This is a genomic window from Enterococcus sp. DIV0876, from assembly GCF_050529585.1.
Classification (GTDB): Bacteria; Bacillota; Bacilli; order Lactobacillales; family Enterococcaceae; genus Enterococcus_D.
On record NZ_CP172882.1, the window covers coordinates 72,786 to 89,587 of the forward strand.

Here is a 16,802-nt window from a genome sequence, read left to right on the forward strand (position 1 = left end):
GCAAATAGCGTCCATCTTATCGATGGACGCGTACTTGATTTAATGATTACGCTGCAAGAGCAACTCTGTCAATGAGCGGATTTTTTTTCTGCTGGGGGTATCTGGTAGTTGATCGATGGCGGCCAGGGCTTCTTGCGTATAACCAAGCGCAAAGTCAGCAGCTTTGCTGACTCCGTCATAAGCATTGACAAGTGAAGCTACTTCTTGTGCTTCTTCCACAGAGAGTGTTTCTTTTTTATTGAGATACGGTGCGAAAGCTTCAGGTGCTTGTTCTTTGGCAAACAACAACGGCAATGTATAGACCCCTTGAGTGAGGTCTTCCAATACGGGTTTCTTTAATGTTCCTGTGTCAGAGGTATAGTCTAAGATATCATCAAAGACTTGAAAGGCAATGCCGATATTACGGCCAATCTCGCCTGCTCGTTGTTGATCTGCTTCAGATAAGCCGCCAAAATGGGCGCCTTCGATACAAGCTAGCCAAAAGAGCTCAGCGGTTTTGCCATTGATGCTTTGCAAATACTCTTCCACCGTTTCATTTACGTTGTAACGGGTATGCATTTGGTCCAATTCCCCCAATAGCAGACGCTTCATGGCTTGGGCATTGGTCATTAGAAATGGAGAGCTATGCATACTTTCAATCAATAACTCAAAAAATTGGGTGAACAACAGGTCACCCGTGTAGACAGCAATGTCTTTTCCATATTTAGCTTGGACAGTGGTACGCCCTCGACGCAATGGAGAATCGTCGATAATGTCGTCATGGATCAAAGTGGCCATATGCAAAATTTCCAAGGAGGCAGCAATTTTCGTTAGTTGGTCGGTTTTTTTATAATGAGGATCGCCTAAATCAGCAAACAGTAAAAAGAGAGCTGGTCGCAGCATTTTTCCACCTGAATAAGTAAAGTCGATCAAAACATCTTGTATTTCTTTGTTACGTACAGTTACCCGATCTTCAATGATTGAACAAACAGTTTTCAATCGTTCATCGATCATCGGGTAATCGATCCAAAAGTCAAACATAATATAACCCTTTCTCACAGTCATTCAGCCCTTATTCTAGCTTAAAGACGGGGGATTGACTAGTTTAATGCATTCTTTAAAGGAGGTGAATTTGTGACTCTCTCAGTATTTTTAGAACTTGTGGAATTTAAAGCAAAAACGGCCAGTGTTTTGCCCTTTTTTATTGGGATTTGCTATAGTTGGTACAATTATCAGTCGATCCATTTAGGCTATGTTTTGTTGTACTTTGCAGCGATGCTGATTTTCAATATGGCGGTCGATATTTTAGACAATTATAATGATTACCACCATGCAACGGAAGTACATGATTATAAAGTAAAAACCAATATCATTGGGCGGGAACAGTTATCTGTCAAACTCGTTTTTTGGTTGATGGTCTCGATGATCACTGTTTCGGCATTGATGGGTATCGGATTAGCGATCGTTGTTGGCTGGCCATTATTTTGGATGGGGTTGTATTGTTACTTGGTTGGTATCTTTTACTCCTCTGGTCCGCGGCCGTTATCGAGTTTGCCGTTAGGAGAATTCTTTTCAGGATTTACTATGGGCTTTATGATCTCTTTGATTTGCGTCTATTTAAATACATATCAGGTATTTGAATGGAATATCGCTACTATCGGCAGCATTTTCTTGGTCTCATTGCCAAATACATTATGGATCGCCAACTTGATGTTGGCTAATAACATCTGCGATTTGGATGAAGATGAAAAGAACAATCGCTATACACTGGTGCATTACCTTGGAAAACCTCGAGCACTACGGCTTTTTGCCGCAATGAACATCATTGCTTTTGTCGCAATCATTGTGTCTGTAGTAGTGGATATTGCCCCCTGGTCAGTGGTTTTGACCTTCTTGGTGGGACCATTTGTCTGGCAACAGACAAAACGATTAATGGAAAAACAAATCAAAAGGGAAACCTTCATTTGTGCGGTTAGGATTTTAGCAATTGGTGCTTCAGCACAAGTGATCACGTTCGCGCTTGGTTTGATTTTATAATTTTGTGAAGGAAAGAAAGGAAGTAAAGAAACATGAAGGAAGTTGTCATTTTAGGCGCAGGATATGCTGGGTTGCGTGCCTTACACGTATTACAAGGAGCGAAAGGAGATTTTCATATCACGCTGATCGATAAAAACGATTATCATTATGAAGCAACAGATCTCCATGAAGTCGCTGCGGGCACGCAACCCCGCGACCGTATCAGTTATCCTATTATGGATGTTGTGAAGACAAATAAAACGACATTTGTCCAAAAAGAAGTCGCAACGATTGACCGTGACCAACAAGTGATCACCTTCAAAGACCAAACGACGCACACATATGATTATTTGATCGTTGCATTAGGCTTCGAATCAGAATCATTCGGCATCCCGGGTGTCGAGGAATATGCCTTAGAAATGGTTGACGTTGATTCAGCAGAAGCAATCTATCACCATGTATTGCAACAAATGCAGGACTATCAACAAACCAAAGATCCGGAATTATTAAAAATCGTGGTTTGCGGCGCAGGTTTTACTGGCATCGAATTGCTGGGTTCATTCGTCGAAAACCGCAAAACCTTTGCGAAAGCAGCAGGTGTTCAACCGGAAGACATCAAGTTATATTGCGTGGAAGCTGTCACACGACTTTTACCCATGTTTGAAGAAAAACTATCCGACTATGGGATCAGCAACTTAGTGAAATGGGGCGTCAATTTCTTGACGGGTAAACCGATCAAAGAAATCAAACCAGGTGTTGTCATTTACCAAACGGATGCTGAATCTGGCGCAACAGAAGCATTACGTGCCAAAACGATTATTTGGACGACGGGTGTCAGCGGCAGTCATGTCATGGCTGATTCTGACTTCTCCGCGCGCCGGGGCCGTGTGATGGTCGATCAAACATTGGCTGATCCTGATCATGGGCACGTGTATGTTGTAGGAGATGTGTCTGCTGTGTTAGATCCAACAACGAATCGCCCGTACCCTACAACCGCACAGATCGCCTTGAAAATGGGGCAACATGCAGCGAAGAACATTTTGCGCCAATTAGCGAACGAGGAGCCAATTGCGTTCCACTTTGAATCACTCGGCTCTGTGGCGTCGATCGGCAACACCCATGCCTTTGGGTTAGTTGGAAAAATGGCTGTAAAGGGATATCCCGCTTCATTTGTCAAAAAAGCGATCATGGATCGCTCTTTGTATCAAACAGGTGGCGTCAAAGAAGTATTAGCGAAAGGCCGTTTTGATTTTTATCATTGAGTCGAAGCAATAGGAATGAACAAGAAAGATTGCCCTTATTTAGGCAGTCTTTTTTTGTGAATAGCGCGCAACTGATACAAGCGGAGGATAAGCCAATGCGTATGGCAGTAGGTAAATGAGAGGATCACTGAGTCTAGCTACTTTTTTGTGGAAAAAACTGATATGATAGCAGAAACAGACAGGAGCGAAACAATATGATCCATAAGAAAAGAGTTTTTCGGGGGATGGGCACGTTGATCACGATCGAAGTGGTGCATGATGCACCTGATTCGATCTTGGATGAGGCCCAAAAACAAGCCCAATTATTTGAGATGCGTTTTAGCGCCAACGATCCTAAGTCGATACTCGGACAAGTCAATCAACAAGCGGGGAAAGCGGCGGTCCAAGTGCCAGCTGATTTATTTCAACTAATCGACTTGGCGCGGCAACATAGTCTGCCCTCTGACAGTTATTTGAATATTGCGATTGGCCCATTGGTACAAGAATGGCGCATTGGGTTTGCAGACGCTAACGTACCCTCTGCTGAAAAAATAAACGCATTGCTGCCTTTGACGGATCCACAACATATTTTCTTGAATCATCAGCAACAAACAGTAGCCTTGGCTAAGGGGATGCAACTTGATTTAGGTGCAGTAGCAAAAGGTTTTTTTGCAGATCAGCTCATGGGGTACTTTAAACAAGTAGGTGTGGCAGCGGCATTGATCGATTTAGGCGGGAATGTCATGGTTTATGGCGATGCACCGATGCACGAGGATCATTTGTGGCGCATCGGTATCCAAAATCCGTTTTTACCTAGAGGGAATTTTGCGGCAGCAATCAAGCTCCGCAACAAATCGGTGGTCACTTCAGGTATTTATGAACGTACACTGAATGAATCCGGCAAAACCTATCATCATATTTTTGATCGTCAAACCGGGTATCCGCTGGCGAGCGAAATTGCTAGTTTGACCATTGTTTCTGAGAAATCAGTGGATGGTGAAATTTGGACGACTAGGCTGTTTGGTCAATCACCGCAAAAGATATTGTCTATATTGGCTACGCTAACAGACATCACAGGAATAATCATTACCAAACAAGGCGAGTTGCTCTATCCTAGAGAAGCTGCAGATCTGATTGAAACGGTATAGATATGAATAACGAAACATATAGCCGATCAACGTAAAGTCGGCCATATGTTTCGTTATTTTATATATTTCTTAGAAATGTATCAATCAAAACTTGTTCGCTTTTGGATAAAGCGCGTTCTGCTTGGTGGGCGATGAAATACGTTAAAGACAACAATTCCTCAGGTAAAGGATAAAGATTGAATGCTGTGGGCGTTGCTGCTTGCAAGACACTTTCTGGTACGATGGCGATACCGCACGCGTTTTCTGCTAATGCGGCGACAGTATAGATGTTGCTGCTTTCCATCAAAATGGTTGGTTCTACTTTATGTTTTTGCAGCAATTGATCGATTTGTCGGCGAATCGCGGAACCACTGCTCGTCAATATCAAGGGACTTTGTAAGATATCTTTGATTGCAAGTGTCTCTTCAGATAAGTAGCGTGTCCCTGACCGATAGAAGGGTGAAGAAGGCGGGATAATGGCCAAATAGCGCTCTTTATTTGTACTATAAACTGTTAAATTAGGGGCAATCGTCTCTGGGTTTTGTCCAATAAAAAAATCCAATTGACCATTGAGCAGCCGCTGCTCATTTTGCTTGGGCAGGTCCTCTCGTAAGAAAAAACGAACATCAGGATATATCTTTTGATAGGCAGGGATGAATAATGGCAGTAGATATGAGCCTAAACTAGGTAAGATACCGATACGCAAGGAACGTTTTTCGGTGTTTGTGTACCAAGAGAGCCGGTTTTTTAATTTAGCTGATTCTGTTTCTAATGTTTCGAGGTATTGATAATAGATTTTTCCAGCTTCAGTCAGCTGGAAATGTCCAGTTTGTCGGTTGATGATCGGCGCCCCTAATTCTTGTTCGATCCGCTGGATGGTCTGAGTTAAATAAGGTTGTGAGATATATAGATCTTTGGCAGCTTTGGTATAATTGCTATGTTTCAGGAGTGTATCTAAATATTGCAGCATCAGAGATGAATCTTTTAAAACCATCGTGCATCCTCCTTTTTCTCTATTATAACAAAATTGTTATAGTTATATAATTAAATAAATATTTCACAAACAAAGCAAATCAGCATACACTATGCTTGTACGAGGGAAAATCATAAGTAATAACGTGTAATCCTTGTTATCAGCAGTCTATTTTTCATTGCTTAAAAGAGACTCGGGGAAGCGGCAGTGAGGATCAGGCTGTTGATTGCTTTTTTTTGCACGCTAATGTTAATAAATTCACAAATAGGAGAGATGATGATGAAATTAATCGCTATCGTTGGCACCAACTCAACTCGTTCTACCAATCGATTATTACTACAATTTATTCAAAGACACTTCAAAGACAAAGCGGAGATTGAATTGTGTGAAATTGCAGATTTACCTGCATTTAATGAACCTGATGACAAAACAGCACCTGTTGCAGTACAAGCTTTAGCCGATAAAATCGAAGCGGCAGATGGTGTGATCATCAGTACGCCAGAATACGATCACTCAATTCCAGCAGTCTTAAAAAGTGCCATTGAATGGTTGTCTTATACGAGTCGTCCTTTGATCGATAAGCCGGTCATGATCACCGGGGCATCCTTGGGGGCCTTAGGTTCATCACGGGCGCAAGCACATTTGAGACAAATCTTGGACGCACCAGAAGTAAAGGCGCGTATCATGCCAAGCGCCGAATTTTTATTGGGCCATTCGATGCAAGCTTTTGATGACCATGGTCAACTGAAGGATGCGGATAAAGTCGCAGAGCTTGAAGATTGCTTTAATGAATTTCTTTTATTTGTTGCCATCACCAATCAGTTGGTCGATGCCTATTCAACTGCGAAAGAACGTGCAAAGAAATTTTCATGGGAACAAGCATAGAAAGAGGGGAATCATTCATGAAATTTGTAGGTCTGATCGGCACCAATGCCAAACAATCCACCAATCGCCAGTTGGTGACTTTTATGCAACGGGCATTTTCTTCCCTTGCAGAAATCGAGATACTTGAAATCAAAGATGTACCTATGTTCAATGAAACACAAGATCAATCGAACAGTCCCGTTATTCAAGCGTTGAATAACAAAATTATGGCTGCAGACGGTGTGATCATTGCCACACCAGAACACAACCATTCAATTCCTTCTGCGTTAAAGAGTGTCTTAGAATGGCTTTCTTTCAACCTGCATCCTTTTGATGGGAAACCTGTCATGATCGTAGGGGCTTCTTACGATATTCAAGGATCGTCACGGGCACAATTGCATCTGAGACAAATTTTAGATGCACCTGGCGTGAATGCAACAGTGATGCCTGGAAATGAGTTTTTATTAGGTCGTGCCCACCAAGCTTTTGATGAACAAGGAGATTTAAAAGATCAACGAACGATCGACTTTTTAGAAAGTTGTTTCCGTAAATTTATGCGTTTTACCGAAGTAGCAAACATCTTGAATGAACCAGAAGAAATCTCTTATCAACCAGGGGCTTATACAGTGACTGCCCCAGGGCATAATGGTGATTTGCCAATGGTGGTGACAGTCAGTGAAGAACGGATCGAAGCGATTGATATTGATACTTCTGGTGAATCAGAAGGGATCGCAGATGTCGTGTTCGTCAGAATTCCTCAAGAAATCATTGAAGGGCAAACCTTAAATGTTGATGCGATATCTGGGGCTTCTGTTACGAGTAATGGCGTTGTAGATGGTGTGGCTAAAGCAGTCAAAATGGCAGGTGCCAATCCAGATATTTTACGTAAGCGTCCGAAAGCTGCAAGTGCAATGCGTACAGAAGATGAAACGTATACGACAGATGTTATCGTCGTTGGCGGAGGCGGTGCGGGGTTAAGTGCTGCAGCCAGTGTGTTGCAAGCCGGCAAAGATGTGATCATTGTAGAAAAATTCCCAGCAATCGGTGGCAATACCGTGCGCACCGGTGGACCGATGAATGCTGCAGATCCAAGTTGGCAAAATGGTTTTGCTGCCTTGCCAGGGGAACGAAGTGCGTTGGAAGAAGTTTTCGCAATCGATGAATCAGAGATTGATGCGGAATATCTGAGCGATTTCCAAACATTGAAAGCGCAAATCAGTGCTTATTTATCAGAAACTACACCAGAAAAAGAGTATCTTTTTGACTCAGCGCTATGGCATCGAATCCAGACTTACTTGGGCGGAAAGCGGAAAGATTTAGCTGGCCGACCTATTTATGGCGAATATGATTTAGTGAAAATTTTGACAGATGAAGCCTTGGCATCTGTTAAATGGTTAGAAGAAATCGGTGTCGATTTTGATACCAATCATGTCGATATGCCAGTGGGTGCGAAATGGAGACGGGGACATAAACCTGTTAAAAATGAGGGCTATGCGTTTGTTTCTGCGTTGCATGATTTTGTCGATGAACACGGGGGCAAGATTTTGACAGATACACCTGTAAAAGAGTTGATCATTGAAGATGGCCAAGTCGTAGGTATCATTGGTGAAGGGCGAAATGGTCAAACTGTAACGATTTACGGCAAAGCTGTCGTATTAGCTTCGGGCGGCTTTGGCGCCAATACGAAAATGTTGAAACAATATAATACCTATTGGACGGAAATTGAGGATGATATCAAAACTTCAAATTCACCTGCAATTACCGGTGACGGCATCAAATTAGGCGAAAGTGCCGGTGCTGCTTTAGTAGGTATGGGCTTCTCACAAATGATGCCAGTATCTGATCCACATACAGGCGCTTTATTCAGCGGTTTGCAAGTACCGCCAGCGAACTTTGTGATGGTCAACCAATCAGGCAAACGTTTTGTGAATGAATATGAGAGCCGCGATGTCTTGACGCAGGCTGCGATTGACAATGGGGGACTGTTTTATTTGATTGCTGACGAAGAAATCAAAAAAACTGCCTATAATACAAGCCAAGAAAAAATCGATAAACAAGTGGCAGCGGGCACCTTATTCCGAGCTGACACATTGGCTGATTTAGCAACCCAAATCAATGTTGCGCCGGAAGTATTGATCGATACGATTGAAAAGTATAATCGTTATGTGGATGCTGGACGTGACCCCGAATTTGGCAAAGACGTTTTTGATTTGAAAGTTGTTCAAGCGCCATTTTATGCTACACCACGGAAACCGGCTGTCCATCATACAATGGGCGGATTAAAAATCGATCCGCAGACACATGTGTTAACAGAAGAAGGGCATGTGATCAAAGGATTGTATGCTGCAGGCGAAGTCGCAGGTGGTATCCATGCGGGAAATAGACTAGGCGGAAACTCTTTAACGGATATCTTTACCTTTGGTCGTATTGCAGGCAAAACTGCTGTAGCAGAACATCTTTAAACTTGAATGATACGTGTGCAGACATGATGCTGCGCACGTTCATTCAGCACATTATTGTGAAAAATATAACAAAAAGAATGTAATTGTATCAGGATGGAGGAAAATAAATGAAAACTACTATCAATCGTTGGCAAATCTTGATTGCATCGACAATGGTCTTGCTTTGTACCGGTGCAGTATATGCTTTTAGTGTATTTGCGTCCCCCCTTAGCCAACTAAAAAGCTGGTCAATGCCTGAAATTATGCTGGCTTTTACGATCAATGCGGCTGTTGGACCAATCACGATGATTCTAGGCGGCCTGTTAACGGATCGTGGCTGGGCAAAACGGGTGATCGTTTCTGGCGGTGTTTTGTTTGGACTGGGCTTTTTCTTGACCGGATTTGCTACTTCCCCAGCGATGCTTTATTTAACATATGGTGTGCTTGCTGGTTTAGGCCAAGGATTTGCTTATTCTGCTTGTCTGAGTAATACGATCCGTTTGTTTCCAGATAAACGCGGTTTGGCTTCAGGATTGATCACGGCAGGAATGGGTGGCGCCGCGATTATTGCCGCACCCATTGCCAATCGTTTGATTGAAAGCCAAGATGTCTTAGCCGCTTTCCGGGTATTGGGCATTGCGTATGTCGTGGTTGTGTGCGTCGCAAGTCTATTTATCAAAAAAGCGCCGGCAGACTACCGACCTGCTGGTTGGACACCAGCTTCAACTGCTGGACCAAAACAGCAGATCAATCTTACATGGCAAGAAATGCTGAAAACGCCGACTTTTTATTTAGTGATCGTGATGTTGTGCGCCGGTGCATTTTCTGGCTTGATGATTGCCTCAAACGCTGCGGTGATTGGTCAAAGCATGTTTGATCTGACACCTGCAATAGCAGCAATGTATGTTAGCTTGTATTCACTAAGCAATTGCTTTGGACGTGTGATTTGGGGAACTGTTTCTGATAAAATTGGTCGGACCCAAACGTTGATGATTATCTATGGTGTTGTTGCCTTATCCTTATTTATTTTAACAGTTGGTCAATCGACCACGATTTTTACGATTGGAATCGTTGGATTGGGCTTATGTTTTGGCGGTGTAATGGGTGTTTTCCCAGCGATTGTAATGGAAAATTACGGGCCAATCAATCAAGGGGTCAATTATGGAATCGTCTTTATTGGTTACTCAACTGCGGCCTTTTTTGGTCCACGAGCGGCAGCAGGTATTGCTGCGAATAACCAAGGTGATTTTACCAAAGCTTTTTATACAGCAATCTTTCTAGCGATCGCTGGCCTTGCGTTGACAATAGGCTATGCAATACTCAAGAAATCAAAAAAACCTATACCAACAATGAAGTAATAGTGTGTCGAAACGGCTGTCATAGAGACAGTCGTTTTTTCATTTGTGTACTGTACGCAACAGGTTCACATCTTCGTTGGCTTTATACCAAGCCTATGTGTATGTGAAATCAAATCTGGTTGTTGCATGAGAATTGCTTGCTGATGCTTCATCATTTATTCATATTAATCCACCCTTTTTTAATAATTCATGTTACAATAAAAAAGATGAGTAAAGTGAATTTTCGGAGGGATCAAATGACATTACGAAAAGAACGGCGTCGGCTAGAGCAACGTCTTAAACGTACACAATATACCAAAAAGAGTATTACCATGGCTACAACTTTAGTTGCGGGGTCAACATTTATCCCAACGCTAGGGCATGCAGCCGAAAATGCCACAACTGAAACAACAGATGCACAAGCAGAAATCGCTGGGCAATCGACAGACAATTCGACAGCAGCAACTGTTGATTCGACGATCGAATCAACGACAACGACCGACACAACAAATCAGTCAGAGGCGACAGTCAATAGTGAGTTGGAGAGTGAAACGAACACCTCAGCGTCCACTGAAACGAGTGAGACGAGTGACACACAAACTTCGGCAGAAACGAACGTCAATGAATCAACTGACACGACCGCAACAGTTCCTACGATCAGCCGAGCGCTATTAGCAAGAACAGCCATCGATACGAATGGCTTTATCGCACAAATTTGTGGGCATGCAACGGAAGTAGCTGCTGCCAATGATTTGTATGCATCCGTAATGATGGCGCAAGCAATTTTAGAATCTGGGTGGGGAACGTCTACCTTGACAACGACTGCCAATAATATGTTTGGGATCAAAGGCAGCTACAATGGCGAATCGGTGACCATGAATACATATGAAGATGATGGTTCAGGTAATTATTATTTGATCAGCGCAAAATTCCGCAAATATCCTTCATTGAAGGAATCGTTCCAAGACAATGCTTATGTGTTGAGAAATACCAGTTTTTCTAGTGGGAATTATTATTATAGTGGTGCTTGGAAAAGCAATACGACGTCCTATACGCAAGCGACTGCGTGGCTCCAAGGCCGATATGCTACAGATACATCGTATGCAAGTAAATTAAATAATTTGATCAGTACCTATAACCTCACGCAATATGATACGGGCAACAGCAACGGGAGTAACGGCAGCAACAATAATGTCTCTTCAGATGAAACGGCAATCAGTCAACAAATGAAAACGACAGCTGCGATGAATATACGCCAAGATGCATCGACCAGTGCGACAATTACTGGATCTGTGGCTGCAAATACCACAATCAGTGTCACGGCTTCTAAAACTGGAACGGCTGTAAATGGAACGACGACTTGGTATAAAATAGCAGGAAAAGGCTGGGTCAGTGGTGCGTATTTAACCAAAGTCAGTGGCGATACGTCAAGCAATAACAGCAACTCAAGCAATAACTCAAGTAGTGGTACATCGATCAACAAACAGATGAAGACGACAGCTGCGATGAATATTCGTTCTGATGCATCAACCAGCAGTACCATTGTTGGCGCTCTTGCTTCAGGGACGACAGTTACTGCCACAAAAACCAAGACAGGTACATCAGTCAATGGCAACAAAACGTGGTATTATGTATCAGGAAAAGGTTGGGTCAGTGGCGCCTATCTGACGGAAGTATCAACAAATAGTTCAAATTCAAGCAGCAACAGCAATACAACGATCAATCAAAAAATGAAAACCACCGCAGCACTCAATGTCCGTTCCTCTGCATCAACCAGCAGCAGTGTGGTCGCGACATTGACTCAAGGTGCGACGGTGACAGTGACAGCAACCAAAACAGGTACATCAGTCAATGGCAACAAAACGTGGTATTATGTATCAGGAAAAGGCTGGGTCAGTGGTGCGTATGTGACTAGTGTGAATGCTTCCTCAAATTCGTCCAGTTCATCTAATGCGTCAACATCGATCAATCAAAAAATGAAAACCACTGCTACCTTGAATATTCGTTCTTCTGCCTCGACCAGTAGTTCGATTGCAGGTTCATTGAGTAAAGGCGCGACGGTCACTGTAACGGCAAGTAAAACTGGAACGACAGTGAATGGAACGAATAAATGGTATTATGTGTCAGGCAAGGGTTGGGTCAGCGGTGCGTACTTAACGACCGTATCTAGTTCTGCAAACACATCAAGTACATCCAGCAGTTCAAAAACAACCTACCATACCGTTAAGTCTGGGGACAGTCTATGGGCATTGGCACAAAAATATGGTACGAGCATCAGCAACATCACTGCTTGGAATAAACTAAGCAGCAATGTGATTTATGTAGGACAGAAATTGATCGTTGCTAAATAAGGCGTCTCATCCCATGGATACTGTAAACATCAGACAGTAGGGATAAGCAGTCAAAGATATATAGAAAAAAACAATGTCAGCAATATGCACCTTAGTCATTGACTAAGGTGCTTTTTTTCGTCAAAATATAGAAAAACAAAAAGGGGTGAAGGAAATTGAAAAAAATCGTTTATAAAGGGATGATGGAGGGTCTATCTATGGATCGTTCTTTTCGTGAGAAAAAATATGATATGATCAAACATTGGCATCCTGAATGTGAGCTGCAATACTATATTGATGGTCATCGGTCTTTTTTCATAGATGAAGAAGAATATCATGTCCAGGCGGGATCACTTGTATTGATCAAACCGCAGAGCATTCATCGGACGTATTCAGGCAAACACCTTTATCATGACCGAATACTTTTACTGTTGGACACAGATAAGTTCGAGCCTGTCTCCCACTATTTGCAGCAGGATTTGGCTGCTTTTTTTGCACAGTACCATGGATTGACACAAATACCGCCGGCACAGCAAGAGCGTGTGCATCTGTTATTACAGACAATGGCAGATGAAGTGATTGAAAAGAAACATGGGTATCGACAATTGGTTGGTTTGAAGCTAATGGAGCTGTGTCTAATGATTCAACGTATACAAGATCGAAACCAAGCAATCATCCCCGTGAAAGTATCTGGTCCTACATCAGATGCCCGTGCCAATCAAATCAAACAATATATTCGTGCGCATTTAGCCGAGCGTCTATACATTCAACAAATAGCAGAAGAATTTTACGTGGATCAATCATACCTTTGCCATCTATTCAAAAATGCAACTGGGTACACAATTACAGAGTATGCCAATATCTATCGCGTAAAGGAAGCCCAACGTTTATTAGAGGATACTGATTTAAGTCTGACCAATATCGCTGAATTGACGGGCTTCAAGCACATCACGTATTTCAATCGTGTATTTAATAAGTACACGGAAACTTCTCCGCTGCAATATCGCAAAAAACAGAGCAATTATAAGAAAAGTTTGCGTGAAAAGAATAATTTCTAATATAGAGATTGTGATTGTTTGCGCATTCCATGGGTAGTCAAAAACAAAATAGTATAAAAATGCGCGAAATCTATCACACATTTGTGCAAGTATTTCTTCTCTATTGTTGTCATAAATCTTATTGGTTAAAATAAGAAAGCGAATACACGTTAATTAAAAAATGATAACGTGTGCATAAAGTGAAGGAGGAAACATAGATGAAGAAAAAGTATCTCAAATTGGGTATGGTAGGTCTATTTAGCACAATGGTACTTGCAGGTTGCGGATCTGGCAATCAAACAGGCAGTAATACGAATGGCAGTGAAGCAGGAGGCGATCCATTAGAAGAGGAAGTAACGATCAAGTTTTCATGGTGGGGTGCTGATAATCGGCATGATGCGATGCAAGATGTTGTCGATCTTTTTGAAGAAGAGTACCCAAATATCAAAGTGGACGTTGAATATGGCGCATGGGATGGTTGGCAAGAAAAGACCTTAACGCAATTATCAGGAAAAACGGAAGCTGATGTGATGCAAGTCAATTATAATTGGCTCTTCTCATTTGGGAAAGGGAAGAATATCTTTTTGGATCTGAACGAAGTGCGTGACTATCTTACTTTGGACAATTGGGAAAGCTCATTTCTTGAAGCCATGCAAGTAGATGGAGAACAAGCGGCTGTTCCACATGGGATGACGGGGCGCGTACCACTAATGAACCAAGCACTCTACCAATCAAATGGCTTGGATCTGCCCTTGACGTATGATGATTTGCTGGAGGCGGGTACTGTGATCGCCAAAGACAATACAGCTACTGGGGAGGACAATCAATATGCATATATGAATGTTGGTGAGTTCTCATTAGATTTATTTATCGCGCAAATGCTATACAACTATACTGGAAAAATCATGCAAACTGATGGCACTGTGAATTATACAGTGGAGGAAGTCAAAGATGTTTTAGAGCGATATAAAGCGTTGGAAGATGCCGGCGCGTTGCCTAACTTTGCCCAAACTAGCCCAATCGACACTGAATCAAATCCCCAATGGGTCGAGGGAAATGCGGGTTCCGTCTATGAATGGGCGAACTCACTGGCTAAATGGACTGCCTCGTACAAAGGCGGCGATGCCATGGATGAAATCGTTGTTGGTGATTTTCTGCAAGTAGATGCAGACACGCAACCGAATGTTTACGTGAAACCTAATTTTGGCTATGCGATTTCTCGGAATACCAAACACCCAGAAGCGGCAGCAACATTCATCGAGTTCCTCTTCACAAACGAAGCAGCTGTTAAAGCTTCTGGCGATGCATTGGGTATTTCCAGCAATAGTATAACTTATGACTATCAAGTGGCGAATGAATTGGTTGAAGGAGCTGTTGCCCAAGGGTATGAGAAACTAGACCAATATGCCCAAACAGTTTTGGATCCTTATTTTGAAGATGAAAACGTGCGTGGTGAACGCTATACAGTCTACGAAGCCTATCGTACAGGTAAGTTTGATGCAGAAGAAGCGGCGCAACAATTCATTGATAAACAACAAGCTGCTCTTGATAAATACTATCAAGAATAAGTAAATGGAAAAAGGAACGAAGTCGTTTTCGTGCAGTCGTTCCTTTTTCTATACCATTGATCATAATCGAAATCTGTAAATGAGGTTTTTTGAATCGACAAAATGAAAAGAGGCAAGAAAAATGTTGAAGTCACTAAAGAAAACAAACTGGAATATCTATTTAATGCTATTACCATGGGGCATTGGCTTTCTAGTATTTAAAGTCTACCCAATCGTCGTGTCATTTTATTATAGTTTGTTGGAATATCCTATTTTAGGCGATCCAACTTTCATTGGCTTACAGAATTATATTGAAATATTTACCAAAGACGATACCTTTACCGCCAGCTTTTTTGCAACCATTAAGTATGTGTTGATTGGGACACCTGCCGTCATAGTCGTCTCATTTGCGGTGGCAGCCATTTTGAACTTTAAACTAAAAGGGGTCAATTTTTTCCGCACAGCGTATTATATTCCTTCTATTTTGGGTGGTAATGTCGCTGTATCTATTTTATGGTCGATGCTGTTTGATGTGAATGGCCCCGTAAATACTGTTTTGAGTGTGTTCACCTTTGGCGGTGATGTGGCGATCAATTGGACCAAAGACCCGCAATTTGCTATTTTTACATTGATCATTTTGAAGACCTGGCAATTTGGCTCAACGATGTTGATTTTTTTGTCTGCTTTGCAAGGTGTATCAAAAACGGTCTATGAAGCTGCTGAAATGGATGGTGCTTCTAAAGTCCGCCAATTGTTTAGCATCACAGTCCCGATCATTACGCCTGTGATTCTATTCAATGCGGTCAATGTATTGGTCAAAGCATTTCAAGAGTTTAACTCCGCTTATTTGATCACAAAAGGCGGACCGAATAAAACCACTTATTTTTTAAACTTATATATTTACGATCAAGCGTTCCAAAATGGCAATTATGGGTATGCCAGTGCATTAACGTGGATATTGCTTGTGATCATCGGTATCTTTACTGTGATTATTTTCAAATCATCCAACCGATGGGTATTTTACAATGACTAGGGGGAATAGAAATGGACATGAGTAAGTCTCGCAGACGTATCAACGAAATCATCCGCTATGGCTTATTGGTATTGGTGGGAGTCATCTTGATTTATCCGCTTTTGTGGATGATTGGTTCAGCATTTAAAGAAAATCGTGATATTTTTGGGAGTTTAAGTATTTTTCCGCCAAAAGATCGGATCGTGACTTCCAATTTTGCGGATGCTTGGCAGCTGACAAGAGATCGTTCGATTTGGTTCTTTTTCGGCAATACCTTAAAATTTTTGATTCCAAAAACGATTTTTACGGTTCTTTCTTGTGTGATTACCGCGTATGTCATTGCGCGTAAATCATTTAAAGGAAAAAAATTCGTTTTTGGTGCGGTCATTGTGACATTGTTGATGCCGGAACTGGCTTTTAGGATCCCATTGTATCTTTTATACCGTGAAGTCGGAATCTTAGATAGTTTTGCTAGTTTATATGTCGCCGATATTTTTGCTAGCTCATCCTTTTTTGTTTTCATGATCATTCAGTTTATGCGGACAATTCCAAAAGAATTAGATGAAGCCGCAGTCATGGATGGCTGTAATGAGCTACAGATTCTCTTTAAAATCATTATACCTGTGATCAAACCGATCTTGATCACGGTTGCATTGCTTAGTTTCATGTGGGGCATGAATGATTTCCAAGGACCGTTGATCTATCTAAATAGTTCAGACAAAACTGTCCTCTCTGTAGCACTCAAACAATTGCTGGATGGTGAAGCGATGGTATCCTATGGGCGCGTGTTTGCGGCATCTTGTCTGGGTCTATTACCAATGATCGCGATTTTCTTCATGGGTTCGCGCTATTTTGTTGATGGTGTTGCCTCAACAGGCAGCAAAGAATGATGGGATGT

General features: G+C 42.1%; 13 protein-coding genes. 11 read left to right on the forward strand and 2 right to left on the reverse strand.

Annotation, left to right across the window (positions count from 1 at the left end; genetic code table 11):
• Positions 1-39: 39 nt before the first annotated feature.
• On the reverse strand, positions 40-1,020 hold the full coding sequence (locus IGI41_RS00325; RefSeq protein WP_430610589.1) for a polyprenyl synthetase family protein: 981 nt from the start codon (positions 1,018-1,020) through the stop codon (positions 40-42).
• Between the two features lie 93 nt (positions 1,021-1,113).
• On the opposite strand from IGI41_RS00325, the gene IGI41_RS00330 reads away from it, so the two are divergent.
• The 3 genes from IGI41_RS00330 to IGI41_RS00340 all read left to right on the forward strand — a co-directional run bounded on the left by IGI41_RS00330 (position 1,114) and on the right by IGI41_RS00340 (position 4,384).
• Positions 1,114-2,016 (forward strand): prenyltransferase, encoded by a 903-nt coding sequence (locus tag IGI41_RS00330; RefSeq protein ID WP_430610591.1) that lies wholly within the window; start codon positions 1,114-1,116, stop codon positions 2,014-2,016.
• Positions 2,017-2,048: 32 nt separating this feature from the next.
• Positions 2,049-3,257: an NAD(P)/FAD-dependent oxidoreductase gene (locus IGI41_RS00335; protein WP_430610592.1), complete on the forward strand. Its 1,209-nt coding sequence runs from the start codon at positions 2,049-2,051 to the stop codon at positions 3,255-3,257.
• Between the two features lie 194 nt (positions 3,258-3,451).
• Entirely contained in the window at positions 3,452-4,384 is a 933-nt protein-coding gene (locus IGI41_RS00340; protein ID WP_430610593.1) for an FAD:protein FMN transferase, read from the forward strand.
• Positions 4,385-4,442: 58 nt separating this feature from the next.
• On the opposite strand, the gene IGI41_RS00345 is transcribed toward IGI41_RS00340, so the two are convergent.
• The gene (locus IGI41_RS00345) at positions 4,443-5,357 is read right to left on the reverse strand and encodes a LysR substrate-binding domain-containing protein (RefSeq protein ID WP_430610594.1); all 915 of its coding nucleotides are present in this window, start codon (positions 5,355-5,357) and stop codon (positions 4,443-4,445) included.
• Between the two features lie 258 nt (positions 5,358-5,615).
• Here IGI41_RS00345 and IGI41_RS00350 point away from each other — a divergent pair, with 258 nt between their 5' ends.
• The 8 genes from IGI41_RS00350 to IGI41_RS00385 all read left to right on the forward strand — a co-directional run bounded on the left by IGI41_RS00350 (position 5,616) and on the right by IGI41_RS00385 (position 16,794).
• Positions 5,616-6,221: an NADPH-dependent FMN reductase gene (locus IGI41_RS00350; RefSeq protein WP_430610595.1), complete on the forward strand. Its 606-nt coding sequence runs from the start codon at positions 5,616-5,618 to the stop codon at positions 6,219-6,221.
• 17 nt (positions 6,222-6,238) lie between these two features.
• Positions 6,239-8,662, forward strand: a complete 2,424-nt coding sequence (locus IGI41_RS00355) for a flavocytochrome c (protein ID WP_430610596.1) — start codon at positions 6,239-6,241, stop codon at positions 8,660-8,662.
• Positions 8,663-8,769: 107 nt separating this feature from the next.
• Complete coding sequence (locus IGI41_RS00360) at positions 8,770-9,999, forward strand: L-lactate MFS transporter (RefSeq protein WP_430610597.1); 1,230 nt, start codon at positions 8,770-8,772, stop codon at positions 9,997-9,999.
• 236 nt (positions 10,000-10,235) lie between these two features.
• The gene (locus tag IGI41_RS00365; RefSeq protein ID WP_430610598.1) at positions 10,236-12,329 is read left to right on the forward strand and encodes an SH3 domain-containing protein; all 2,094 of its coding nucleotides are present in this window, start codon (positions 10,236-10,238) and stop codon (positions 12,327-12,329) included.
• A 155-nt stretch (positions 12,330-12,484) separates the two neighbouring features.
• Entirely contained in the window at positions 12,485-13,366 is an 882-nt protein-coding gene (locus IGI41_RS00370; RefSeq protein ID WP_430610599.1) for an AraC family transcriptional regulator, read from the forward strand.
• 197 nt (positions 13,367-13,563) lie between these two features.
• Positions 13,564-14,913, forward strand: coding sequence for an ABC transporter substrate-binding protein (locus IGI41_RS00375; RefSeq protein WP_430610601.1), 1,350 nt, complete (start codon positions 13,564-13,566; stop codon positions 14,911-14,913).
• A gap of 121 nt (positions 14,914-15,034) precedes the next feature.
• Positions 15,035-15,925: a carbohydrate ABC transporter permease gene (locus IGI41_RS00380; protein WP_430610602.1), complete on the forward strand. Its 891-nt coding sequence runs from the start codon at positions 15,035-15,037 to the stop codon at positions 15,923-15,925.
• Positions 15,926-15,936: 11 nt separating this feature from the next.
• The gene (locus tag IGI41_RS00385) at positions 15,937-16,794 is read left to right on the forward strand and encodes a carbohydrate ABC transporter permease (RefSeq protein WP_430610603.1); all 858 of its coding nucleotides are present in this window, start codon (positions 15,937-15,939) and stop codon (positions 16,792-16,794) included.
• Positions 16,795-16,802 lie beyond the last annotated feature (8 nt).

What these genes read in the sequence shown, in the direction of transcription:
- IGI41_RS00325 (WP_430610589.1), bottom strand. Translation starts at nt 1,020, where the DNA reads ATGTTTGACTTTTGGATCGATTACCCGATGATCGATGAACGATTGAAA.
- IGI41_RS00335 (WP_430610592.1), top strand. Translation starts at nt 2,049, where the DNA reads ATGAAGGAAGTTGTCATTTTAGGCGCAGGATATGCTGGGTTGCGTGCC.
- IGI41_RS00340 (WP_430610593.1), top strand. Translation starts at nt 3,452, where the DNA reads ATGATCCATAAGAAAAGAGTTTTTCGGGGGATGGGCACGTTGATCACG.
- IGI41_RS00345 (WP_430610594.1), bottom strand. Translation starts at nt 5,357, where the DNA reads ATGGTTTTAAAAGATTCATCTCTGATGCTGCAATATTTAGATACACTC.
- IGI41_RS00350 (WP_430610595.1), top strand. Translation starts at nt 5,616, where the DNA reads ATGAAATTAATCGCTATCGTTGGCACCAACTCAACTCGTTCTACCAAT.
- IGI41_RS00355 (WP_430610596.1), top strand. Translation starts at nt 6,239, where the DNA reads ATGAAATTTGTAGGTCTGATCGGCACCAATGCCAAACAATCCACCAAT.
- IGI41_RS00360 (WP_430610597.1), top strand. Translation starts at nt 8,770, where the DNA reads ATGAAAACTACTATCAATCGTTGGCAAATCTTGATTGCATCGACAATG.
- IGI41_RS00365 (WP_430610598.1), top strand. Translation starts at nt 10,236, where the DNA reads ATGACATTACGAAAAGAACGGCGTCGGCTAGAGCAACGTCTTAAACGT.
- IGI41_RS00375 (WP_430610601.1), top strand. Translation starts at nt 13,564, where the DNA reads ATGAAGAAAAAGTATCTCAAATTGGGTATGGTAGGTCTATTTAGCACA.
- IGI41_RS00380 (WP_430610602.1), top strand. Translation starts at nt 15,035, where the DNA reads ATGTTGAAGTCACTAAAGAAAACAAACTGGAATATCTATTTAATGCTA.
- IGI41_RS00385 (WP_430610603.1), top strand. Translation starts at nt 15,937, where the DNA reads ATGGACATGAGTAAGTCTCGCAGACGTATCAACGAAATCATCCGCTAT.